Raw genomic sequence first — 22,821 nt, forward strand, 5'->3', positions numbered from 1 at the left:
GCATGAAGCAGGCGAAAGCAACGGCGCGCGAGACGGTCAGGGGCCGGATGGGCGAGATCTCGGGCTGGACGCGGACGATCTGGGACCATGGCGAGACCGCCTGGCGGGAATACCGCTCCGCCGCCTTCTATGTCGACCTGTTGCGCCGCGAGGGTTTCGAGGTCGAGGAAGGCAGCGGGGGCATGCCCACGGCCTTCTGCGCCACCTGGGGCAATGGCGACGGGCCGGTGATCGGCGGCTATGCCGAATATGACGGCATTCCGGGCAATTGCCAGGCGGCGGAGCCCCGGCAGGCCCCGCGCGACGGGCTCTCCGCCCACGCGGGCGGCCATACCGATCCGCATTCGGCGCTCGGCATGGGGGCGCTTGGCGGGTTTCTGGCGGCCAAGGCGGCGATGGAGGCGCATGGGATCAAGGGCCGCCTCAAGTTCTTTGGCGAACCGGCGGAGAAGGTGCGCGGGTCGAAACCGATCCACGCGGCGGCGGGTTATTACGACGATCTCGATGCCGCGATCAGTTTTCACCCCTTCTACATGGCCCCCTATTGCAACACCGTGCGGTGGGACACGCATTGTGGTGTGGGTTATAGCGTCATCTACGAGTTTACCTGCGACGCGCCCGAGACCTGGATGGCGGGCGGCGGTGCCTCGCCCATCCCGGCCAGCCATGCCAGCCCGCGCGCCCCCGGCGCGACGGATGCGATGGTGCAGATGTATCAAACGGCCAAGGCGCTGCGCGAGCATGTCATGGCCCCCGGCCAAAGCTGGTCGATGAACGAGACCATCCTTGCGCACGGGCAGGCCACCGCCGACAACATCCCGGCGCAGATGGCGCAGATCATGTATTTCATCCGCATTTCCGAGGTCGCGGAGGCCGAGCATATCATTCGCGGCCTGGATCATTTCGCCGAGGCCGCCGCGCGGCTGACGCATTGCACCTGGCGCAGGCATTGGGTCGCCAAATCCCGCCCCGGCCTGCCCAACCACGCGCTGGCCCGTGCGACCTACACCAATCTGGAGGAGGTCGGCGCGCCGCAATGGGGTGCGGAGGCCGCCGATTTCGCCCGTGCAATCCAGTCCGAACTGGGGCTGGAGCCGATGGAGGCCCCCTTCCTGCCGATGATCTCGGAGTTGATCGACCCCGAGGAGGCCGAGCGACAGCTGCGTGCCACCCTGCCGCCCTCGCAACGCCATTTCACCTCGGACGACTACACGGAATATTGCTGGCACGCGCCGACCGTGCGGCTCTACCTGGGCCGCCCTGCCCTTCAGGCCCCGCCGGGCTATGCCTATCCGGCATGGGCGATGAACGCGCTTGGCGGGCATCCCCCTTGCATCGACCCGATGACGCAGGTGGCGGCAGAAGTGGTGGCGATGACGGCGCTGGATTGCCTGGGGGATACCGGGGTTCTGGAGGCGGCACAGGCGGAGTTCCGAGACCGCACGGGGGGCGGGATCGGCGGCGCGACATGGCTTGCCCCGCTTTGCGACTACGCCCCGCCGCTGAATTTCCGCTGGCCGGAATACGTCACCACGGCACGCGGGACGGATTGGGTCATACCCAGTTGATCCGCCGATGAGCGGCGCAGACCCTCAGCCCCTCAGGGCGTCCAGCCGGGTCTTGTTTCGGCAAAACGCCGGGGCGGCTTCGGCAGCGCCGCTGTTATCCGCCAGCCAGGCATCGCAGGCCGGCCTGTCCGTGCAGGTGCTGCACCGATACGCCATATCGTGCCGCTCGAAGGGGCGCAGCCTGCCATCGGCGGTGGCCCTGACGAGGTCCACACCAAGGGCGCGGGCCATCTTCGGCATCTGTTCCGGGTGGCGCAGCGCATTCGAGATAACGGCCATGCTGTCTCCTTTCTCCGGTTTCGGGGTCTCGGAACGCGTGCGTCGCGTTACATCCGCCCTGTCAGAAAAAGCAGGTGTTCGCCTTGATATATATCAAGTCCGTGGTGCTGGACGGCTCAGAATGCCTCGGGCCTGGCTTCCCGCGCCATGTGGTCCAGCACGGCATTGACGAATTTCGGCTCGCGCCCTTCCGGGAAGAAGGCCCGCGCGACATCGACATATTCGTTGATCACCACCTTGGGCGGCGTGTCGGATTGCGTCAGTTCCGCCCCCGCAACGCGGAAGAGCGCCCGGATGGTGGGGTCGATGCGCGCGATCGGCCATTTCGCCACCAGCGCCCGGTCGGTCATCTGGTCGATCTTCGCCTGCCAGTTCACCGTGTCGTCAATGAGCTTGCGGAAGAGATCCACATCGCCCTCGGCCAGTTCCTCGCCCGCGACCTCCTCGCCGAAGCGGTAGGTCTCGAACTCGACCCGCACCTTGTCGGCGCTCTGCCCGGACGCCTCCATCTGAAACAGCGCCTGCACGGCATAGAGCCGCGCCGCAGATTTCATCTGGCGTTTCTCGTCGCGACTCGGTGCTGAGGGTCGGGGGTCGGTCATGCGGTGTCCTTGTTCTCCGCGATCAGCATCTCTTCACCGCGCGGCTTGAATCCGATGCCGCCTTTAGGCCGCCCGAGCTTCCGCGTCAACGCGATGAGGTGCAGCGCCGCCGCGGCAGCCCCGCCGCCCTTGTTCTGGCCCTTCGGATCGGCCCGCACCTCGGCCTGCGCGCGGGTTTCCACGGTCAGGATGCCATTGCCGATGCAGGCCCCGTCCAGCCCCATCAACTGCAATGCGCGCGAGCTGTCGTTGCACACCGTCTCGTAATGCGTGGTCTCGCCCCGAATGACGCAGCCAAGCGCCACGAACCCGTCGAAATTGCTCTGCTTGTAGGCGATGGCGATGGCGGTCGGCACCTCCAGCGCGCCGGGCACTTCGATGATCTCATGGGCCGCGCCGACCGCCTCCGCCGCCGCGATGGCGCCCGCGACAAGGTCATCGGCGATGTCCTTGTAATAGGGGGCGACCACGATCAGCAGCTTCACCGGCTTGTCGAACTCGGGCAGTGGCAGGCTGTAATGTGTCTCCGATCCGGCCATTATCCGATCTCCGATATCTTGCGGGTGCCGACAATCTCCAGCCCGTAGGCATCCAGCCCCACCACCTTGGGCGTCGGCGAGTTGGTCAGCAGGACCAGTTTCGACAGCCCGAGCGAGGACAGGATCTGCGCCCCGAGCCCGTATTGGCGCAAGGTCTGGGGGGAGGCCTCATGCTCCGGGGTCAGCTTCATGTGCAGGTCGCGCAGAAGGACCAGCGCGCCGCGCCCTTCCTCGGCGATAAGCTCCATCGCGTCGCCAAATTCGCGGCTGCGCCCCGCGCCGCCGGTGCCGACCACATCAAGCAGCGGATCCAGCGCGTGCATCCGCACCAGAACGGGCTCGTCGCCCGAGATGTCGCCCTTGACTAGCGCGATATGTTCTGCCCCTTGCGTCTCGTCGGTGTAGATCCGCATCTGCCATTCGCCGCCGAATTCGGAGGTGATGGTTTCCTCGACGCGCACCCGGACCAGGTTGTCGTGGCGGCGGCGATAGGCGATCAGGTCGCTGATCGTGCCGATCTTGAGGTTATGCCGCTGCGCGAAGGCAACGAGGTCGGGCAGCCGTGCCATGGAGCCGTCCTCGTTCATGATCTCGCAGATCACGCCCGAGGGGTTGAGCCCCGCCAACCGGCTGATATCGACCGCGGCCTCGGTATGGCCCGCGCGCACAAGCACGCCGCCCTCGCGCGCGCGCAGCGGAAAGACATGGCCCGGCGTGGCGATATCGGCGGCGCCCTTGGTGGCGTCGATGGCCACGGAGACGGTGCGCGCGCGGTCGGCGGCGGAAATGCCGGTGGTCACCCCCTCGCGCGCCTCGATGGAAATGGTGAAGGCGGTCTCGTGGCGCGAGGAATTGTAGGTCGACATCAGTTGCAGCCCGAGCGCGTCGATGCGGCTGCCCGGCAGCGACAGGCAGATCAGCCCGCGCCCGTGCATGGCCATGAAATTGATCGCCTCGGGCGTCGCCATCTGCGCCGGGATCACCAGGTCGCCCTCATTCTCGCGGTCCTCGTGATCGACCAGGATGAACATGCGGCCATTGCGGGCGTCGTCGATGATCTCCTCGATCGAGGAGACGGCATCGGAATAATCGGTCTCGACCGGGCCGGGGGTCTCGTAGCTCATGGGTGCGGGCCTCCTCGCGTTTCGGGTCCGGGCATAGCGCAGGCGCGGGTCCAGCGCCAGTGTGCATGCGGGCCACTGGACATGACGTCACGCCGGGGCGTAGCCTTTCCGCCCAGGGGGGAGGGACGGTCATGCGCGCATCACGGATGATCACCAGCGTGGAGGTCCATGCCGAGGGCGAACCGGGGCGCGTCATCACTGGCGGGCTGCCGCCCATCCCCGGCAATTCGGTCTTCGAGAAGATGCAATGGTTGGCGGCCGAGGGCGACCATATCCGCAAGCTCATGCTGCGTGAGCCGCGCGGGCACCCGGCGCTGTGCTGCAACGCGCTGGTGGAGCCCTGCGACCCGCGCGCCGATGCCGGTTTCATCATCATGGAGCAGACGGAATACCCGCCGATGTCGGGCTCCAACACGATCTGCGTCGTCACCGCCCTGCTGGAGACCGGCATCCTGCCGATGATCGAGCCCGTGACCGAGCTTGTGCTGGAGGCCCCCGCGGGGCTGATCGAGGTGCGGGCGGATTGCGCGGGCGGCAAGGTCACGCACGTCGGGTTCCGCAACGTGCCGGTCTTCGCGATGCATCTCGATGCGCCGATCGAGATGCCGGGGTTGGGGCCCGCGCGGGTCGATATCGCCTGGGGCGGCATGTTCTTCGTCATCGCCGAGGCGGCGCAGTTCGGCGTCGACCTGCACGCCGGGAACGCGGGCGAGATCATGCGCATCTCGGAGGCGCTGCGGCGGGCGGCGCGCGAGCAGCTGCCGGTGACCCATCCCGAGAACGCCGCGATCACCGGCCCGACGATCTCGCAACTCACCAGTCCGGCGCGGGCCGAGGGCGCATCGGGCCGCAGCGTGGTGACCCTGGCCACCGGCGGCGCGGGGGCGCTGGACCGGTCGCCCTGCGGCACCGGCACCTGCGCCAGGATGGCCTGCCTGCACGCGCGCGGGCTGTTGGAGGTGGGGCAGGATTACATCAACGAGGGACCGCTCGGGACGCGCTTCACGGGCCGGATCGAGGACGTGACGGAGGTGGGGGGCTTTGAGGCCATCGTGCCGAGCCTGTCGGGTCAGGGCTGGATTTACGGGCTGTCGCAGCACCTGCTGGATCCGGGCGATCCGTTTCCGGAAGGGTTCATGGTCGGCTGAGCGCCGGAGATAAGGCCTCTTGTCTCGAATTGCTGCGCAATCCGACTGGGGGCGGAGCCTCACGGCCCCGCCGCCTCCCCTTTCAGCCGTGCATGGACCAGATAGCGGGCGCAGGTATTTTCACGAAGAAGATGAGGAGAAGAAGCGCTCTGCGTCGATCACACCCGCCAGTTTGCCCGCCGCGCACCAGTCGCGTTCGACGGCGGTGGCGGGGATCAGGACGGTGCCATCCGCAGGCAGGCCGTGGCGGCGCAGGGTGGCGCGCAACCGGTCGCGTGTGGCCGACCAGCTTTCGGTGAAGCCGGGCGCGCGGGTGGTGGCGTCGAGCAGCATGGCGTTTTCCGCAAGCACCGCGTCCGGGTCGGCGGGGGCGTAGATCGCCCCGATGCGGCCTGCGGCGTCCTTCAGACCGATCAGCCGCGCCTGCCGGTCCGGCGCGATCGCGCCCCCCCGGCGCATCTCCAGCGCATTGCCGGAAAAGAGGAACGCCACCACGTCATGGCCGGATGCCGCGCGGATCGAGGCATAGGTGCGGTAGTCGATCCCGAGCCGGTCTGCGCGCGCCACGCGGACACGCAGGATCTCCAGCGGCAGGGTCTTCATCAGCGCCTTGCGCGCCTTGCCCCAGGCGTGTTTGCGAAAGCCGAAGCCCGGCTCCAGCGCGGGGCCGTTATTATGTCCGATCTGGGTCATGGGCCGAGTCTAGACCGAACCGGGGCGCGCGCACCAGTGGGCCATTGCAGTAGGGGCCTGCCATTCCGCGCCTGCCTGAAAAAGAGGCGAGATCAGCCCGTGTAATCCTGCAACCGCGCCACGTAACGGGCCAGCGTGTCGATCTCCAGGTTGATCCGGTCGCCTTGCTTCACCAGCCCCCAGGTCGTCACCTCCTGCGTATGCGGGATCAGGTTGACACCGAAATCGCGGCCCGCGACCTCGTTCACCGTGAGCGAGGTGCCATTGAGGGCCACGGACCCTTTGGGCGCGATGAAGCGGGCCAGATCCTCGGGCGCGCGGAACGTCACGCGGGTGCTGTCGCCCTCGTCGCGCATCGCCACCACCTCGGCCACGCCATCGACATGGCCCGAGACGATATGGCCGCCCAACTCATCCCCCACCTTGAGGGCGCGTTCCAGGTTGATTCGCCCGCCTTCGGCCCAATCCCCGATATTGGTCTTCGAGACGGTCTCGGCCGAGATATCGACGTCGAACCAATCGCCCCCGAGCGCCACCGCCGTAAGACAAACCCCGTCACAGGCGATGGAGGCCCCGATCTCGATACCCGCGGTGTCATAGCCGGTCTCGATGCGGGCGCGCAGATCGCCGCGGTTTTCCAGCGTGCGGATACGGCCGATATCGGTGATGATGCCTGTGAACATGGGGGGTACTCCGGGTTGCTGCCCTCACCTATCGCCAAGGCCCGCGCCACAATCAAGGCATAAACCGGCCCTCAAGGTGCCATTGCCCCGTGCAAGAGAGATCACGACACGCTACCACTCTCTCATGATCACGAGGCCGGACGTGCCTGTAATGGCCGCAGAAAACCGATCCTTCCTGTTCCTCCAGGGACCGCACGGGCCGTTCTTTCACCGGCTCGGCCAGATGCTGCGCGCGGCAGGCGCCGATGTCTGGCGGGTCGGCTTCAACCAGGGCGACAGCGCCTTCTGGCACCACCGGCCAAGCTACATCCCCTATCGCGGCACGGTCGAGAACTGGCCCGCGCGGTTCACCGAGTTGCTGGAGCGCCACCATACCACCGATATCGTGCTTTACGGCGACACACGCCCCATCCACGCAAGTGCGGTCGAGATCGCCAGGGCACGCGGCCTGCGCGTGCATGTGTTCGAGGAAGGCTACCTGCGGCCCTATTGGGTCACCTATGAACGTGGCGGGTCGAACGGGCATTCGCGGCTGATGGAGACCACCGTGCCGCAGATGCGCCGCGCGCTGAAGGGGCTGGACCTGGACCTGCCCGACACGCCCGCGAAATGGGGCGACATGCGGCAGCACATCTTCTACGGCGCGCTCTACCACTGGTTCGTGATGTTCCTGAACTTCCGCTACCGGAACTTCCGACCGCACCGCAATATCACCGTGGCGCGGGAGTTGCGCCTCTACCTGCGCCGGATCGCCTTCATGCCCGCCATCTCGCTGTCGCGCAAGATCGCCACCTGGCGCATCAAGACCGGCGGCTTTCCCTATCACCTGGCGCTGTTGCAACTGGAACATGATTCCAGCTTCCAGCAACATGGCCCCTTCGACACCCAGTCCGATTTCCTGCAAATGCTGATCGAGGGCTTTGCCGCGGGCGCGCCGCAGCATCACCACCTGGTCATCAAATCGCACCCGCTGGAGGATGGCCGCGTTCCCCTGCCCCGCGTCATCGCCCGGATCGCGCGGGATGAGGGGGTCGCTGCCCGCGTCCACTACGTGCGCGGCGGCAAGCTCGCGCGCCTGCTGGACGATGCGCGCAGCGCCGTCACCGTGAATTCCACCGCCGCGCAACAAGCGCTCTGGCGCGGGCTGCCGCTCAAGGCGTTCGGCACGGCGGTCTACCTCAAGCCGGAATTCGTCTCGACCCAGAGCCTCGACGAGTTCTTCCAGACGCCGACCCGCCCCGACAGCCGCGCCTATCGCGATTATCGCCATTACCTGCTGGAGACCTCGCAGATCACCGGCAGCTTCTATTCGGCGCGCGGGCGGCGGCAACTCCTGCGCCAGGTGGTCGACATGATGCTGTCGCCGGACGACCCCTACGAGGCGCTGGATGCGGGCCGACCTGCACCACGGCAACACCTGCGGCTGGTGAAATAACAAAAACTGGTCAGGCGAAAAACTTTTCGCTAGAGTGACAAAAAAATAAACCGAGGCAGTACAGGCAAATAAGGAGCCGAAATCCGTGACATCACTGGCTTCCCGAGGGGCGCGGTTCGTCGCCCTCTTGGTGGTTGTATCGCTGGTGGCCCAATGTGGGCTGCTGCCGCGATCCGGCCCCAACCGCAGCGAGCTCTTCGCAGGATCCGTGCAACGTCAGGGCGATGCCTTTGTCGTCACCGTCAATGACCGCGTGCTGCGCGCCACATCGGTGGTCGAGGCGCTCGGCTTCTCGCAGGAATTCATCAACGCCGGCCAGCTTGGCTCGGACGAGATCCGGCCCGGCGACACGCTGTCGCTGTCGATCTGGGAAAACGTGACCGATCCGCTGCTCGGGGCCACCGGCGCGCCAAGCACGGTGCTGGACGAGGTGCAGGTCGATGGTGCCGGGTTCATCTTCATTCCCTATGCGGGCCGGGTCCGCGCCGCGGGCAACACGCCCGAGGGCCTGCGCCAGATCCTGACCCGCAACCTGGATGAACAGACCCCCGATCCGCAGATCATCGTGCGCCGCGTGGCGGGCGACGGGGCGACCGTGACCGTGGCGGGGGCCGTGGGGGCGCAAGGCGTCTTCGCCATCGAACGGCCCACCCGGACGCTGTCGGCAATGCTGGCGCGGGCGGGCGGCGTCGCCATCGAGCCCGAGATCGCCCAGATCACCGTGGTGCGCGGCGGCCATACCGGCACGATCTGGTTCGAGGATCTCTACTCCAACCCGGAACTGGACATCGCGCTGCGCGCGGGTGACCGCATCCTGGTCGAGGAGGACCGCCGCACCTTCACCGCACTCGGGGCCACCAACGCGCAGACACGGGTGCCCTTCGAAAGCCAGACGATCTCGGCCATCGAGGCGATCGCCACCGTCGGCGGCCTGAACCCGAGCCTTGCCGATCCCACCGGCGTCTTCATCCTGCGCAACGAGCCCGAGGCGATTGCCCGCGCCGTGTTGGGGCGCAACGACATCGTCGGCACGCAGCGCTTCATCTACGTGCTGGACCTGACCGCGCCCACCGGCATGTTCGAGGCCCGCGATTTCGTGATCAGGGACGAGGATACGCTCTATGTCACGCTGGCCCCCTTTGCCCAGTGGAACCAGGTGATCAGCGCGCTGACCGGTACGCTTGGCACCGCGGGCTCGATCAGCAGCCTGGCCGAGTAGCTCCTTGGCGCAAGGCGACGGAACAGACACGCCCGCCGGGGGGACATCTCGGCGGGCGTACTATTTCAACGGCGGCTTCCTGACCAATGCCCGCGTGCGGCGCATCCTGACGCTGGCGGGTCACGACCTGCGCCTCGGCAAGCCGGGGCCGGAGGATGACGTGCTGGTCTGGGGCCGCAGCCCCTATGCGAACCGCGGCGAGGCGGCGGCGGCGGCCACGGGCGCGCATCTGGTGCGGGTCGAGGATGCCTTCCTGCGCTCGCTGCATCCGGGCCGCGAGGGCGAACCGCCGCTCGGCCTGACCATCGACCGGCGCGGCGTCTATTTCGACAGTTCCGCGCCCAGTGACCTTGAGCACATGCTGGCCACCCATCCGCTGGACGATACCGCGCTGCTGGACCGCGCCCGCGAGGGGATGGCGCGGATGGTCGAAGGGCACCTGACCAAGTACAGTGCCGTCGACCCCAAGGTCGCGCCCCCTGCCCCCGGCTATGTGCTGGTCATCGACCAGACCGAGGGCGATGCCTCGATCCGCCATGGCGGGGCCGATGCCGCCACGTTCCGCGAGATGCTGGTGCAGGCACGGCTGGAGCATCCGGCTGCGCGGATCGTGATCAAGACCCACCCCGAAACCCGCGCGGGCCACCGACCGGGCCATTTCGGGGATGAGGATTGCGACGAGCGCACCACGCTTGTCTCCGCTCCGATCTCGCCCTGGCGGCTGATGGAGGGGGCTGTCGCGGTCTATGCCGTGACCTCGCAGCTTGGCTACGAGGCCATTTTCGCGGGCCACAAGCCGCAGATCTTCGGCCAGCCCTTCTATGCCGGATGGGGCCTGACCGAGGATCGCAACCCGGTCGCGCGACGCGCGCGGCGCCTGACCCGCGCACAGCTATTCGCCGTGACGATGCTGGAATTCCCGACCTGGTATGACCCCTATCGCGACCGGCTCTGCGTCTTCGAGGATGTGCTGGCGACATTGGAGGCCCGCGCGCGGGCCTGGCGCGAGGATCGCTTTGGCCATGTCGCCCTTGGTATGCGGGCCTGGAAACGCGCGCCCTTGCAAAAGGTCTTCGGCGGCGCGGGGCAGGCGTTGCGCTTTGCCAAGACGCCGACAGCGGCGGTGGCGATGAACCGCCCCGTCATGGTCTGGGCCGGGCAGGAAACGGAGGAGGTCCGCGCGGCCTGTGCGGGGCGGCCCCTGGTTCGGGTCGAGGACGGGTTCCTGCGCTCGCGCGGGCTCGGCGCGGACCTGGTGCCGCCGCTCAGCCTGGTGCTGGACGATCTCGGCATCTACTACGACCCGACGCGGGCCAGCCGCCTAGAGGCGCTGATCACCCAGGCCGCCGCCCTGCCCCAACCCCGCCTGCGCCGCGCCGAGGCGCTGGTCGAGGCGCTGATCCGCACGGGGCTCAGCAAATACAATATCGGCGGGGTGCCCGCGCTGGACCTGCCCGAGGGCCGCGAAGTGGTGCTGGTGCCGGGACAGGTCGAGGATGACGCCTCGATCCGGCTTGGCGCGGGCGAGATCCGGACCAACCTGGAACTACTGCGCAAGGCGCGCGCGCTGCACCCCGAGGCCTGCCTGATCTACAAACCGCACCCGGATGTGGAGGCGGGGTTGCGCGAAGGCAAGATTACGCGCGACGCGCTGGAAGGGCTGGCCGATATCGTGGCCGACCATGCCGACCCCGTGGCGCTGATCGCCCGCGCGGACCGGGTGGTGACCATGACCTCGCTCCTCGGCTTCGAGGCGCTGATCCGGGGCGTTCCCGTCACCTGCCTCGGCGCGCCATTCTATGCCGGGTGGGGGCTGACGGATGACCTCGGCCCCATCCCCGCGCGCCGGGCGGCCCGCCCTTCGCTGACGGCTCTCGCCCATGCCGTCCTCATCGCCTATCCGCGCTATTTCGATCCCGTCACCGGCATGGCCTGCCCGCCGGAAGTGGCGTTGGAGCGGCTGGCCAGCGACACCATCCCCCGCCCCGCGATCCGCCTGCGCGCGCTGGCGAAATTGCAGGGCTGGTTCGCGGGGCATGCGCATCTGTGGCGGTGAAGGCGCCCTCGGCGGCCCCCGTGCCGGGGACCTTCTCGGCTTGAACTGGTCTTCAATGGCGAATGACGGTCCCGGCGGTAAGAGACGGAGTCAGGTATTTTTGGCAAAATGAAAGAGAAAGTCGCGTCAGGCGCGGGACCAATGGGTCAGGATATCGGTGCCGATCTGACGGGTCTCGCGCAGGGCATAGCGTGGTGCCTGATCGAGCGCGGCAAGCGCCAGGGGGCCAATCGCGGGCAGCCCTTCGGCCCCGAGCGTCATGCCGGCGGTGAAGGTGATCAGATCATCGACCAGATCGGCCTGGAGCAGCGACGCCGCGAGCGCGCCGCCGCCCTCGCAGAAAACGCGGGTGAGGCCGCGCTGGCCCATCGCGGCAAGGGCCTGGCCCAAGTCGAGCGGCGCGGGCAAGGCGATGATCTCGGCTCCGAGTTCGCGCCAGTCGGCCTGGCGCTCTTCCGGCGCATCCTCGGCACAGATCAGCCACAGCGGAATATCCCGCGCGCTGCGGGCAAGCTGGCTGTCCGTGGGCAGGTCCAACCGGCGGCTGATCACGACACGCACCGGCTGATGCGCCATGCCAAGGCCGCGCACGGTCAGCGATGGGTCATCGGCCCGCGCAGTCCCCGCCCCCACCAGCACCGCGTCATGGCGCACGCGCATGGCGTGGACCGCGCGGCGCGCCTCGGGGCCGGTGATCCACTGGCTTTCACCTGTCCCCGTGGCGATGCGACCGTCGAGGGAACTGGCCAGTTTCAGGGTCAGCGTAGGGCGGCCCTTGGTCACGCGGCTTACAAAGCCCTGATGGGCGCGGGCGGCGGCCCTTTCCTCGACACCCGATGTCACCGCGATCCCCGCCGCGCGCAGCCGTTCGACCCCGGCCCCGTCAGTGCGCGGATCGGGGTCGCCCATGGCGATGACGACCCGCGCCACCGCGGCGCGGATCAGCGCCTCGACACAGGGCGGCGTGCGTCCGAAATGGGCGCATGGCTCCAGCGTGACATAGGCCGTGGCCCCGCGCGCGGCCTCTCCGGCCTGGCGCAGCGCCTCCGTCTCGGCATGGGGGCGACCGCCGGGCCCGGTCCAGCCGCGCCCGACCACCCGGCCGTCGCGCACGATCACGCAGCCCACGGCGGGGTTGGGCCAGACACGGCCCTGCCCCCGCGCGCCGAGGCCAAGGGCCGTGCGCATCCAACGGGCGTCATCGCCGCTCATGGCTCAGCTTTCGGGCAGGACGGGCGGGCGCAGTTCGGCGACGAATTCCTCGAAATCATCGGCTTCCTGGAAGTTCTTGTAAACCGAGGCGAAGCGGACATAGGCCACCGTATCAATCCGGGCCAGGCTCTCCATCACGATCTCGCCGATCTTGTTCGAGGGGATGTCGGTCTCGCCCATGCTTTCCAGCCGCCGCACGATGCCCGAGATCATCTGGTCGATGCGCTCGGGCTCGACCGGGCGTTTCTGCATCGAGATGCGGATCGAGCGTTCCAGCTTGTCGCGGTCGAAATCCTCGCGCTTGCCATTCGTCTTGATCACCACGAGGTCGCGCAGCTGCACGCGCTCATAGGTGGTGAAGCGCCCCCCGCAGGCCGGGCAGAACCGCCGCCGCCGGATGGCCACGTGATCCTCCGCCGGGCGCGAATCCTTCACCTGGGTATCTACATTTCCGCAAAACGGGCAGCGCATGGGCCGATCCCCCCTCGTCTTTGACTGCTCAAGCCTCTGGGGTCTGATGCCCCGCTTATCCACAGGCACTATAGGCCCGACGCGAGGGCTTGGGTAGTGGGGAATTGCAGCCCCTAGATCATGGGGGCCACCTGTTGCCACAGGGTCAATCGACCCGGAAATGCAGCGCGACATGGCGCTGATGCGGGCGGGTGCGGTGTTCGACCACGTAGATGCCTTGCCAGGTGCCAAGCGCCATCCGGCCCTCCGCCACCGGGATCTGCAGGCTGACCGGCAGCAGCGCCGCCTTGATATGGCCGGGCATGTCGTCTGGGCCTTCGTAAGTGTGGGTCAGGTAGGCCATCTCGGGATCGTCCGAGGGCGGCACGAGGCGGTGGAAGAAGGCGGTCAGGTCGGCCTGCACCTCGGGGTCGGCGTTTTCCTGGATCAGCAGCGAGGCCGAGCTGTGCCGGATGAACAGCGTCACCAGGCCGTCGCGCGCGCCGATCCGGGCCAGCCAATCGGCGACCTCCCGCGTGATCTCGGTCAGGCCGGGGCCGTGCGTGGAAATGGTGAGTTGCGTCTGCATCGCCCCGATACTGCACCGGACGGGCGGCAGGGTCGAGGCGTGGGCCTCAATCGAAACTGTCGTGATCGCCGACAACATCGGTCGACAGAGTCGAGTTGAGCGCATTCGTGGGCGTCCGCGCGCCGGCGCTGATCAGCGCTGTCACCGCAATCGCAAGACCGCAGAGCGCCGCCGTCAGCACCACCCAATCGACGGTGATCGCGCCGCTGTCGTCCGTCAGAAAACTCTTCAACATCTCGCGCTCCCGTGAAGATCGCCCCCAATGCCCCTTCCTGCGCTGCAATTACGGTCCCGACCCGACGCAATCGTGACATTTTAGTGAAACTCCAACCTGTCGCATCCGCTGGACTCTGCCCCGCGTGGCGCAGATACTGCGCGACATGAGTCTGCCCCCCGGTTTTCTGGATGAACTTCGCAGCCGCACCTCGCTTGCGCAGGTCGTGGGCCGCAAGGTCATGTGGGACAATCGCAAGTCGAACCAGGCCAAGGGCGACATGTGGGCGCCTTGCCCGTTCCACCAGGAAAAATCGCCCTCGTTCCACGTCGATGACCGCAAGGGGTTCTATTACTGCTTCGGCTGCCACGAGAAGGGCGATGCGCTCAGCTTCGTGCAGGCCACCGAGAATGTCGGCTTCATGGAAGCGGTCGAGATCCTCGCGCGCGAGGCCGGGATGACCATGCCCTCCCGTGATCCGCAGGCGCAGCAAAAGGCCGACCGGCGCGGCCTGATCGCCGAGGTGACCGAGGCCGCCGTCGCCTGGTACCGGATGCAGCTGCGCGCGGGCAGCGGTGGCGCGGCGCGCGACTATCTGGACGGGCGCGGGTTGGACGAGGCCGCCCAAGAACGGTTCGAGATCGGCTATGCCCCCAATGCAAGGCAGGGCGCGTTCCAGGCATTGAAGGACAAGGGCCATGCGCCCGAACTGATCGTCGCCGCCGGGATCGCCAGCCAGCCCGACGATGGCGGAAATCCTTATGACGCCTTCCGCGACCGCATCATGTTCCCGATCCGCGACCCGCGCGGGCGCTGCATCGGCTTTGGCGGCCGCGCGATGGACCAGAACGCGCGGGCGAAATACCTCAACTCCCGCGAGACCGAGCTTTTCGACAAGGGCCGCGCGCTCTACAACCACGGGCCTGCGCGCGAGGCGGCGGGCAAGGGCAAGCCGCTCATTGTGGCCGAGGGCTACATGGACGTGATCGCGCTGGACCGCGCCGGGTTCACGGCGTCCGTCGCGCCGCTTGGCACCGCGATCACCGAAAGCCAGTTGCAACTGCTGTGGCGCATCTCGGATGAGCCCATCGTGGCGCTGGATGGCGACCGGGCGGGGCTTCAGGCCGCGATGCGCCTCATCGACCTGGCGCTGCCGCTCTTGGAGGCCGGCAAATCGCTGCGCTTCTGCCTGATGCCCGAGGGGCAGGATCCCGACGACCTGATCAAGGCCAGGGGCGCGCGCGCCATGCAGGACCTGCTGGACAGCGCGCAGCCGATGGTCAACCTGCTCTGGCAGCGCGAGACCGAAGGGCGCAGCTTCGACAGCCCCGAACGCCGCGCCACGCTGGACAAATCGCTGCGCAGCGCGGTCGCCCGGATAAAGGATCCGTCGCTGAAACGGCATTACGGCCAGGCGCTGAACGACCTGCGGTTCCAGCTTTTCCGCGCCCCGCGCAAGGGCGGAACCTGGACGCCCTCGAAGGGGCGAAATGCTCCCGCCGCCCCCATGGCCCAGACCCGCGCCTCGGTTCTGGCCGCGGGCGCAATGTCTGACGCCGATATGCGCCACGCGCTGATCCTGGCCACGCTCTGCCTGACGCCCGCCCTGATCGACCGGTTCGAGCGCCAGATCGAACAGATGGCGCCCGCCAACCCCGATCACGCCCGACTGGCGGGGATCCTCATGGCGACGCCGCATCGGGACCGCGACGCGCTTGCCGAGGCGCTGGACCGGGCTAATTTGACCCCTGCCCTTGAAACGCTGCTCAACCTTGGCCATGTCCGGATCGCACCCTGGATCCGCACCCCCGGCGACACCGAGAAGGCGGCGCGCTGCCTGGCCGAGGAGTTTGCCAAGCTGGCCGCCCGGCGCGGCATCCAGAACGAGATGACCGAGGCTTTGGAAGATCTGGACCATACCGACGAGGCGCGGCTGAACTGGCGGCTGAACCACGCGCTGCACGCCCGCCAGCAGGCCGATGCGCCGAAAACCAGCGACGGGGCGGCACCGGGCGAGGACGAGGGCGCGCTGTCGCGTCATCTCCGCGACTTGATAGACGGCAAGGCATGGGTCAAGAAAACCCGCTGATCCGGGTGTGCGAATCAGTGATTCGCAATTAGACATGTATCTTACGCGGGGACCGAATCACCTCGCCCGTGAAGGGGAAACCGAATGGCCAAAGACAACGACGATCGCAAACCCGACGGGGAAGAGGCAGATACCGGTCTCGACATGAGCCAGACCGCCGTCAAGAAGATGATCGCCGACGCAAGGGTCAAGGGCTACATCACCTACGATCAGCTGAACGCGGTCCTGCCGCCGGAACAGGTCAGTTCCGAGCAGATCGAGGACGTGATGTCGATGCTCTCCGAGATGGGCATCAACATCATCGAGGATGAAGAGGCCGAGGAAGAGGACAAGGGCTCGACCGAGATCGTCGAGACCTCGAAATCCCGCGAAGTGGCCGTCTCCGCCACCGCGACCGAAAAGCTCGACCGCACTGACGACCCCGTGCGCATGTATCTGCGCGAGATGGGCAGCGTCGAACTGCTGTCCCGCGAGGGCGAGATCGCCATCGCCAAGCGCATCGAGGCCGGCCGCAACACGATGATCGCGGGGCTCTGCGAAAGCCCGCTGACCTTCCAGGCCATCACCATCTGGCGCGACGAATTGCTGGAAGAGGAAATCCTGCTGCGCGACGTGATCGACCTGGATGCCACCTTCGGCAGCACGCTGGAGGAGGACGGCGAGGTTGCCGCCCCCGTGGTCCCCGGCGCCGCCGCCCCCACGGCCAGTGACGAGACCGCGAAATCCGAAAAGACCCAGGAACTGGATGCCGACGGCAACCCCATCGCCACCGACGATGACGAGGATGAGGACGAGCAGGCCAATATGAGCCTCGCCGCGATGGAGGCCGCGCTGAAGCCGCGCGTGCTGGAAACGCTGGACCTGATCGCGCGCGACTATGCCAAGCTCAGCGAGATGCAGGATCTGCGCATCTCGGCCACGCTGAACGAGGATTCGAGCTTCTCCAAGTCCGAGGAGACGACCTATCAGAAACTGCGCGCCGAGATCGTGCTGCTGGTCAACGAATTGCACCTGCATAACAACCGGATCGAGGCGCTGATCGACCAGCTTTACGGCATCAACCGCCGCGTCATGTCGATCGACAGCGGCATGGTCAAGCTCGCCGACCAGGCCCGCATCAACCGCCGCGAGTTCATCGAGGCCTATCGCGGCCACGAGCTGGACCCCTCCTGGGTCGAGCGGATGCAGGAGAAATCCGGCCGCGGGTGGGAGGCGCTGTTCGAGCGTTCCATGGACCAGGTCGAGACCCTGCGGGGCGACATGGCGCAGGTGGGCCAGTATGTCGGGCTGGACATCTCCGAATTCCGCCGCATCGTGCAGCAGGTCCAGAAGGGCGAGAAGGAAGCCCGCCAGGCGAAAAAGGAAATGGTCGAGGCCAACCTGCGCCTGGTGATCTCCATCGCCAAGAAATACACCAACCGGGGCCTGCAATTCCTTGATCTCATTCAGGAAGGCAATATCGGGTTGATGAAGGCGGTCGACAAGTTCGAATACCGCCGTGGCTATAAATTCAGCACCTACGCGACCTGGTGGATCCGTCAGGCGATCACCCGCTCCATCGCGGATCAGGCCCGCACCATCCGCATCCCCGTGCACATGATCGAGACGATCAACAAGCTGGTGCGCACCGGCCGCCAGATGCTGCACGAAATCGGCCGCGAACCGACGCCCGAGGAACTGGCCGAAAAGCTGCAAATGCCGCTAGAAAAGGTCCGCAAGGTGATGAAAATCGCCAAGGAACCGATCTCGCTGGAGACGCCGATTGGCGACGAGGAAGATTCGCAGCTCGGCGATTTCATCGAGGACAAGAACGCCGTCCTGCCCTTGGACAGCGCCATTCAGGACAACCTGAAAGAAACCACGACACGGGTGCTGGCCAGCCTCACCCCGCGCGAGGAACGGGTGCTGCGGATGCGCTTCGGAATCGGCATGAACACCGACCACACGCTTGAGGAAGTGGGCCAGCAGTTTTCGGTGACACGCGAGCGCATCCGCCAGATCGAGGCGAAGGCGCTCAGGAAGCTGAAACACCCGAGCCGGTCGCGGAAATTGCGGAGTTTCCTGGATCAGTGAGGGTTATCCAGCCGAAAGGCCACAAGGGATCGTTGAAATGGATGCAGCGGGCTGTCGAAAACCGGCCCGATCTGCTTCAACCCGCTGCCCTCGGGCCGATCGACTGGTTATCACCGCGCGCCGAGGATGAACATGCCGAATACCGCGACGCGGCGTTTCTAAGCCTGCTCGGGCTGGACCACTTGGCAGAGCCGCTTAGTCGCTTCTGGCCGAAACGTGGGCCCCAATGGGATGCCTTGGGTCGAGCGGGAGACAGCGTCGTTCTGGTCGAGGCCAAGGCCCATATCCCCGAATTCTTTAGCAGCCCGACGCAAAGCTCAGGCCGATCCCGAACACTTATCGAAAGTAGCCTCAACCAATGCAAGCAGCGCTTGGGTGTGGCAGAGGACCGCAATTGGATGCTGCATTTCTATCAATATGCCAATCGTCTGGCCCATCTGATCTGGCTGCGCGATCAAGGCGTTGACGCCCATCTGATGCTGGTCGGGTTTCTTGGCGATGTCGATTGCTCCGGCCCGACCTCACCCGAGGCCTGGCACGCCATGTATCAGACCGCTGAGCATGTCATGGGCATCCCGCAGCGCCACGCCTATCGGCGCTACATCCATCACCTGACCCCGGATGTCGCCAACCTCGCCTGAACCGTAGGGCAGGCACCCGCCCGGCTCCGCGCCCCCACTCCCCCCGTGCATCCTCATCCAACCTGTGCCACCATGCCGCCGACCTTGCCAAGGAGCGCGCCCATGTCCCTACTCTCCAAACTCTTCGGTTCCTCCAGCCCGAAAGAAGCCGAGGCTGAGACCTATCAGGGCTTCCGCATCACGCCCGAGCCGGTCAAGGAAGGCACTCAGTTCCGCCTCGGCGCGAAGATCGAGAAGGAGGTGGATGGCGAGTTGAAAACCCACAGCCTGATCCGCGCCGACACGTTCGGCTCCGAGGATCAGGCCGTCGAGATGGCCGTGGTCAAATCCAAGCAGCTGATCGACCAGATGGGTGACAAGCTGTTCTGATCCGTGCGGAGGGGAGACCCCCGCCTCCCGCGACCATCAAAACCGGACAAACCTGTCAGGAATTCCTGACAAACCTGTCAGAAATCACCGCAACGCGGCCCGCGCGGCGACGGATTTCATCGCCTCTTCCAACTCATGCACCGCCGTTCCGGCCATCGACCGGAACACCATGATCTCGAACGCCTCCGCCCCCACGCGCGCGATGACCGCATTCATGTGGCCAAGCAGGCTGCGCGCGACATGACCGCGTTTGAAGACACCGGGATTGAGGTCAATCGGCGTCAGCCGCGCCAGCACATCCTCGCCCCCCGCCCCCTCCAGCCGCATCAGCGCCCAGGCATCGGATTGATCGCTCAATGCCGCATGGGGTGCGAGCCCCGCATCAAGGCGGGCCCCGAGCACCATCGCCTGCCCCGCCCCGGTCCAGATCGCGCGGATGTCGCCCTTTCCCGTGCTGCGACCGGGGCCGGGCAAGGTGATCCCATGCGCCGATTTCAGCGCCTCCGACGCGACCTCCCATTTCCCCTCATAAGGCATGATCGAGGTGATCGCCTCGGGCGTGACCTCGGACAGGGTCACCGCCTCGACCTTGATCGGCAACAAGTCCGCGCAGGGTGTTTTCGCAATCAGATCAACCACGTAGCTTCTCCCCCTCCGGGTCATGGAAGACCGGGTCGCAGATCTCCACCAACGTCTCGACCCCGCGCAGGTGGTCGACCATCTTCATCCGATCCCCGATGCGCGACGGGCCATCGGACAGAAACCCGAGCCCGATGAAATGCCCCATCGTGGGCGAAAACCCGACCGAGGTGACATACCCCAGATCGTTGGCGGCGACCGGCGCGGCCCCCTCCTCGAACAGATGCGCGCCCGCCGTCAGCTGCTTGACCGCGCCGACGGGCTTCAGGCCGATAAGCCGCTCGCGCATCGGGTCTTGCAACCCCGCGCGGCTTGCCGCCGGTTTGCCGATGCACATCTTCCTGGCCGAAATCATCCGGTCCATCCCGATATCGAACGCGGTGATGCGGCCGTGAATTTCCGAATGAGTGATGAAGCCCTTTTCGATGCGCAGCACATTCAGCGCTTCCATCCCGTAAGCCCCGCCGCCAAGCGCCTCGGCCTGCGCCACCAGCAGGCGGTAGAGCGCATCGCCATAGCGCGCGGGCACCGCGATCTCATAGGCCTGTTCGCCGGAGAACGAGATCCGGAAGAGACGCGCCGCGACACCGGCCACGCCGACCTCGCCGCAGGCCATGAAGGGGAAGCTGTCATTGTCGATGGGGCTATCTAGCAGCGTGTTCAGAAGCTCCCGCGAACGCGGTCCGACGACGCCGAATTGCGCCCATTGCTCGGTGACGGAAATGGTGCGCAGGTTCAGGTCGGGGCGCAGACATTGCTGAACGAAATCAAGGTGTTTCATGACCTCGCCCGCCGCAGCGGTGGTGGTGGTCATGACGTAATGGGTCTCTCCGAGCCGCGCCGTGGTGCCGTCATCCATGACATGCCCATCCTCGCGCAGCATGAGGCCATAGCGCACGCGCCCCACCTTGAGCGTCGAGAACATGTTGGCATAGACAAAGTCCAGAAACGCCGCCGCATCCGGGCCCTGAATGTCGATCTTGCCGAGGGTCGAGACATCGCAGACCCCGACATGTGTCCGCACCATCGTCACCTCGCGGTCGCAGGCCTCGCGCCAGGTGGCCTCGCCCGGACGCGGGACATAGGAGGGGCGATACCACAGCCCCGCCTCGATCATCGGCGCGCCCCGCGCAACGCTGGCCTCGTGCGATGTGGTGAAGCGTTGCGGCGCGAACGCCTTACCCTGTCCGCCCGCGCCGATGGCCGCCAGGCTGACCGGCGCGAAGGGCGGGCGATAGGTGGTGGTGCCGGTTTCGGGAATGGCGCGGCCCGTGGCATCGGCCAGCAGCGCCAGCGCGCCGATATTGGAGTTCTTGCCCTGATCGGGCGCCATCCCTTGCGTCGTGTAGCGTTTCATATGCTCGACGGAACGGAAATTTTCCTGCGCCGCCAGCTTGATATCCTTGGAGGTCACGTCATTGGCGAAGTCCAGCCAGGCGCGACCCTTGCCCTCGACAAGCCACAGCGCGCGGGCCTTGCCGGGGCTGTCGCTGGCCTCGGGGATCTCCATCTCGGGCGCCTTGGCCCCCATCGCCTGCAACGCAGCCCCCGCCGCCGCGACCCCGGCGGAGAGGCACCGGGAGGTCGAATAGACCCCGTTGCAGGCCCCGGCGGGCGTCAGACCGGGCACCGCGCCCTCGGTGGGGACGAACGCGGCGATATCCTCGTTCCAGACCGGGCGGCCATTCATGTGACAGGTCAGGTGCAGGGTCGGGTTCCAGCCGCCCGAGACGCCGAGGCAATCGGTCTCGATCCTCTGCTCGGAGCCGCCCTGCCGGATGGTGATTTCGCGCAGCGCCTGACGGCCACGGGTCGAGATCACCTGCGCCCCGGCAAAGAGCGGATAGTCCCCCTGCGCCTGCGCGTCCGTGCGGCTATCCATGACCCCCGCCACCTCGACGCCTGCCGCCATCAGGTCCAAGGCGGTGCGATGCGCGTCGTCATTTGTGGCAAAGAGCGTCACCTTGCGCCCCGCCGCCACGCCGTAGTGGTGCAGGTAGCTGCGGATCGCGCTGGCCATCATGATGCCGGGGCGGTCGTTCATCGGGAAGGCAATGGGCCGCTCCAAAGCGCCCGCCGCCAGCACCGCCTGCCGCGCATGGATGCGCCAGAAACATTCCTGCGGCAGGTCGGGCGTCATGGGCAGGTGCAGGCCGACGCGTTCCAGCGCGCCATAGGTGCCGCCGTCATAGGCCCCGGTCACGGTGGTGCGGTTCATCAGGCGCACGCGGCCCGTCTCGTGCAGCGCCTCCAGCATCTCGGCGACCCAGTCGGGGCCGGGCTGGCCGTCCAGTTCCTCGGCCTCGGAGATAAGCCGCCCGCCGAAATGCGCGCTTTCCTCGGCCAGGATCACATCGGCCCCGCCCTCAGCCGCCGTCAGCGCCGCCATCAACCCGGTGGGGCCGGAACCGATCACCAGGATGTCGCAATGGGCAAAACCGGTCTCATACCGGTCCGGGTTGGCCTGTCCGGAGAGCGACCCGAGACCCGCGGCACGGCGGATCACGGGTTCATAGATCTTTTCCCAGAAGGCGCGCGGCCACATGAAGGTCTTGTAGTAGAACCCCGCGCTGAGGAAATTCGGCAGCAGGTCATTGACCGACAGAAGGTCATGGCGCAGCGGTCCCATCCGGTTCTGGCTGCGTGCCTCAAGCCCTGCGAACACCTCCTGCATCGTGGCGCGCACATTGGGGGTTCTTGCCGCGCCCTGCCCGATCTCCATCAGCGCATTGGGCTCCTCGGAGCCCGCCGTCAGCACCCCGCGCGGGCGGTGGTACTTGAAGGACCGGCCCATGAGACGGACGCCGTTTGCCAGCAGCGCCGAGGCCAGCGTGTCGCCCTTGAAACCCTGGAAGTTGCGCGCGTCGAATGAGAAGTTCAGCGGCGTATCCCGGTCGATCCGGCCATATCCCTCGATCCGCATCAGCCGCGCCCCCGCTTGGCGTCGCGGGCAAGCTCCACCCGCAAGATGTCATGGGTGACGGTGTCGCGCTCGACCAGCAGCCAGGACGTGCAGCCGGCCCCGTGATACCACAGGTCGCGCGTCACGCCCGCCGGATTGTCACGCAGGTGCAGGTAGTCGTCCCAATCCGCGCTCCAGCCCTCGTCACCGGGCCGGTCCAGATAGGTTTCATGCCCCATATAGGTGTATTCGCGGCTGTCGCGGTCCCCGCAGAGGGGGCATTTGATGCGCATCGTG

General features: G+C 66.7%; 22 protein-coding genes. 9 read left to right on the top strand and 13 right to left on the bottom strand.

Annotated features, from left to right (window positions below; all coding sequences use genetic code 11):
- Positions 1 to 2 precede the first annotated feature (2 nt).
- Positions 3 to 1,568, top strand: coding sequence for a zinc-binding metallopeptidase family protein (locus tag AC13C7_RS11455; RefSeq protein WP_482867548.1), 1,566 nt, complete (start codon positions 3 to 5; stop codon positions 1,566 to 1,568).
- A 24-nt stretch (positions 1,569 to 1,592) separates the two neighbouring features.
- On the opposite strand, the gene AC13C7_RS11460 is transcribed toward AC13C7_RS11455, so the two are convergent.
- From AC13C7_RS11460 to ribB, 4 genes are all read right to left on the bottom strand, one after another.
- A complete protein-coding gene (locus tag AC13C7_RS11460; RefSeq protein ID WP_446170245.1) occupies positions 1,593 to 1,847 on the bottom strand; it encodes a DUF6455 family protein in 255 nt (84 codons plus the stop codon).
- Between the two features lie 116 nt (positions 1,848 to 1,963).
- Positions 1,964 to 2,449 carry a transcription antitermination factor NusB gene (gene nusB / locus AC13C7_RS11465; RefSeq protein WP_446118950.1) on the bottom strand — a complete coding sequence of 162 codons (486 nt, stop codon included), beginning with the start codon at positions 2,447 to 2,449 and terminating at the stop codon, positions 1,964 to 1,966.
- Positions 2,446 to 2,988 (bottom strand): 6,7-dimethyl-8-ribityllumazine synthase, encoded by a 543-nt coding sequence (locus AC13C7_RS11470; RefSeq protein WP_482867549.1) that lies wholly within the window; start codon positions 2,986 to 2,988, stop codon positions 2,446 to 2,448. The genes nusB and AC13C7_RS11470 overlap by 4 nt, the downstream gene beginning before the upstream one ends.
- Positions 2,988 to 4,112 (bottom strand): 3,4-dihydroxy-2-butanone-4-phosphate synthase, encoded by a 1,125-nt coding sequence (ribB, locus tag AC13C7_RS11475; protein WP_172320725.1) that lies wholly within the window; start codon positions 4,110 to 4,112, stop codon positions 2,988 to 2,990. The genes AC13C7_RS11470 and ribB overlap by 1 nt, the downstream gene beginning before the upstream one ends.
- A 131-nt stretch (positions 4,113 to 4,243) precedes the next feature.
- On the opposite strand from ribB, the gene AC13C7_RS11480 reads away from it, so the two are divergent.
- Entirely contained in the window at positions 4,244 to 5,260 is a 1,017-nt protein-coding gene (locus AC13C7_RS11480) for a proline racemase family protein (protein WP_482867550.1), read from the top strand.
- A gap of 120 nt (positions 5,261 to 5,380) precedes the next feature.
- On the opposite strand, the gene AC13C7_RS11485 is transcribed toward AC13C7_RS11480, so the two are convergent.
- Both AC13C7_RS11485 and AC13C7_RS11490 read right to left on the bottom strand, forming a co-directional pair.
- Entirely contained in the window at positions 5,381 to 5,953 is a 573-nt protein-coding gene (locus tag AC13C7_RS11485) for a hypothetical protein (RefSeq protein WP_482867551.1), read from the bottom strand.
- Positions 5,954 to 6,045: 92 nt separating this feature from the next.
- Positions 6,046 to 6,636: a riboflavin synthase gene (locus AC13C7_RS11490; protein WP_482867552.1), complete on the bottom strand. Its 591-nt coding sequence runs from the start codon at positions 6,634 to 6,636 to the stop codon at positions 6,046 to 6,048.
- A gap of 151 nt (positions 6,637 to 6,787) precedes the next feature.
- Between AC13C7_RS11490 and AC13C7_RS11495 the strand changes: the two genes are divergently transcribed.
- From AC13C7_RS11495 to AC13C7_RS11505, 3 genes are all read left to right on the top strand, one after another.
- Positions 6,788 to 8,071, top strand: coding sequence for a capsule biosynthesis protein (locus AC13C7_RS11495; RefSeq protein WP_482867553.1), 1,284 nt, complete (start codon positions 6,788 to 6,790; stop codon positions 8,069 to 8,071).
- Positions 8,072 to 8,156: 85 nt separating this feature from the next.
- A complete protein-coding gene (locus tag AC13C7_RS11500; protein ID WP_456236977.1) occupies positions 8,157 to 9,290 on the top strand; it encodes a polysaccharide biosynthesis/export family protein in 1,134 nt (377 codons plus the stop codon).
- A gap of 4 nt (positions 9,291 to 9,294) precedes the next feature.
- Positions 9,295 to 11,346: a capsular polysaccharide biosynthesis protein gene (locus AC13C7_RS11505; RefSeq protein WP_482867554.1), complete on the top strand. Its 2,052-nt coding sequence runs from the start codon at positions 9,295 to 9,297 to the stop codon at positions 11,344 to 11,346.
- Between the two features lie 126 nt (positions 11,347 to 11,472).
- On the opposite strand, the gene ribD is transcribed toward AC13C7_RS11505, so the two are convergent.
- The 4 genes from ribD to AC13C7_RS11525 form a co-directional block, all read right to left on the bottom strand.
- Entirely contained in the window at positions 11,473 to 12,558 is a 1,086-nt protein-coding gene (gene ribD, locus AC13C7_RS11510) for a bifunctional diaminohydroxyphosphoribosylaminopyrimidine deaminase/5-amino-6-(5-phosphoribosylamino)uracil reductase RibD (protein WP_482867555.1), read from the bottom strand.
- A gap of 3 nt (positions 12,559 to 12,561) precedes the next feature.
- The gene (gene nrdR / locus AC13C7_RS11515; protein ID WP_172320732.1) at positions 12,562 to 13,029 is read right to left on the bottom strand and encodes a transcriptional regulator NrdR; all 468 of its coding nucleotides are present in this window, start codon (positions 13,027 to 13,029) and stop codon (positions 12,562 to 12,564) included.
- 145 nt (positions 13,030 to 13,174) lie between these two features.
- Complete coding sequence (locus AC13C7_RS11520; RefSeq protein ID WP_482867556.1) at positions 13,175 to 13,597, bottom strand: secondary thiamine-phosphate synthase enzyme YjbQ; 423 nt, start codon at positions 13,595 to 13,597, stop codon at positions 13,175 to 13,177.
- Between the two features lie 46 nt (positions 13,598 to 13,643).
- Positions 13,644 to 13,832: a hypothetical protein gene (locus AC13C7_RS11525; protein ID WP_172320734.1), complete on the bottom strand. Its 189-nt coding sequence runs from the start codon at positions 13,830 to 13,832 to the stop codon at positions 13,644 to 13,646.
- Positions 13,833 to 13,977: 145 nt separating this feature from the next.
- Here AC13C7_RS11525 and dnaG point away from each other — a divergent pair, with 145 nt between their 5' ends.
- The 4 genes from dnaG to AC13C7_RS11545 all read left to right on the top strand — a co-directional run bounded on the left by dnaG (position 13,978) and on the right by AC13C7_RS11545 (position 18,983).
- Positions 13,978 to 15,900: a DNA primase gene (gene dnaG, locus AC13C7_RS11530; RefSeq protein WP_482867557.1), complete on the top strand. Its 1,923-nt coding sequence runs from the start codon at positions 13,978 to 13,980 to the stop codon at positions 15,898 to 15,900.
- Positions 15,901 to 15,984: 84 nt separating this feature from the next.
- Positions 15,985 to 17,973, top strand: coding sequence for an RNA polymerase sigma factor RpoD (rpoD, locus tag AC13C7_RS11535; protein WP_482867558.1), 1,989 nt, complete (start codon positions 15,985 to 15,987; stop codon positions 17,971 to 17,973).
- Positions 17,974 to 18,014: 41 nt separating this feature from the next.
- The gene (locus AC13C7_RS11540) at positions 18,015 to 18,614 is read left to right on the top strand and encodes a hypothetical protein (RefSeq protein ID WP_172320737.1); all 600 of its coding nucleotides are present in this window, start codon (positions 18,015 to 18,017) and stop codon (positions 18,612 to 18,614) included.
- Positions 18,615 to 18,716: 102 nt separating this feature from the next.
- A complete protein-coding gene (locus tag AC13C7_RS11545; RefSeq protein ID WP_172320738.1) occupies positions 18,717 to 18,983 on the top strand; it encodes an HlyU family transcriptional regulator in 267 nt (88 codons plus the stop codon).
- A gap of 84 nt (positions 18,984 to 19,067) precedes the next feature.
- On the opposite strand, the gene AC13C7_RS11550 is transcribed toward AC13C7_RS11545, so the two are convergent.
- From AC13C7_RS11550 to AC13C7_RS11560, 3 genes are read right to left on the bottom strand one after another with little or no spacing between them, the layout of a single operon-like run.
- Positions 19,068 to 19,586, bottom strand: a complete 519-nt coding sequence (locus tag AC13C7_RS11550; RefSeq protein ID WP_482867559.1) for a sarcosine oxidase subunit gamma — start codon at positions 19,584 to 19,586, stop codon at positions 19,068 to 19,070.
- Positions 19,587 to 19,614: 28 nt separating this feature from the next.
- On the bottom strand, positions 19,615 to 22,545 hold the full coding sequence (locus AC13C7_RS11555; protein WP_482867560.1) for a sarcosine oxidase subunit alpha family protein: 2,931 nt from the start codon (positions 22,543 to 22,545) through the stop codon (positions 19,615 to 19,617).
- The gene (locus tag AC13C7_RS11560; RefSeq protein ID WP_172320741.1) at positions 22,545 to 22,817 is read right to left on the bottom strand and encodes a sarcosine oxidase subunit delta; all 273 of its coding nucleotides are present in this window, start codon (positions 22,815 to 22,817) and stop codon (positions 22,545 to 22,547) included. The genes AC13C7_RS11555 and AC13C7_RS11560 overlap by 1 nt, the downstream gene beginning before the upstream one ends.
- Positions 22,818 to 22,821: the final 4 nt, after the last annotated feature.

The sequence above is a fragment of the Alterinioella sp. B-7 genome (assembly GCF_056857775.1).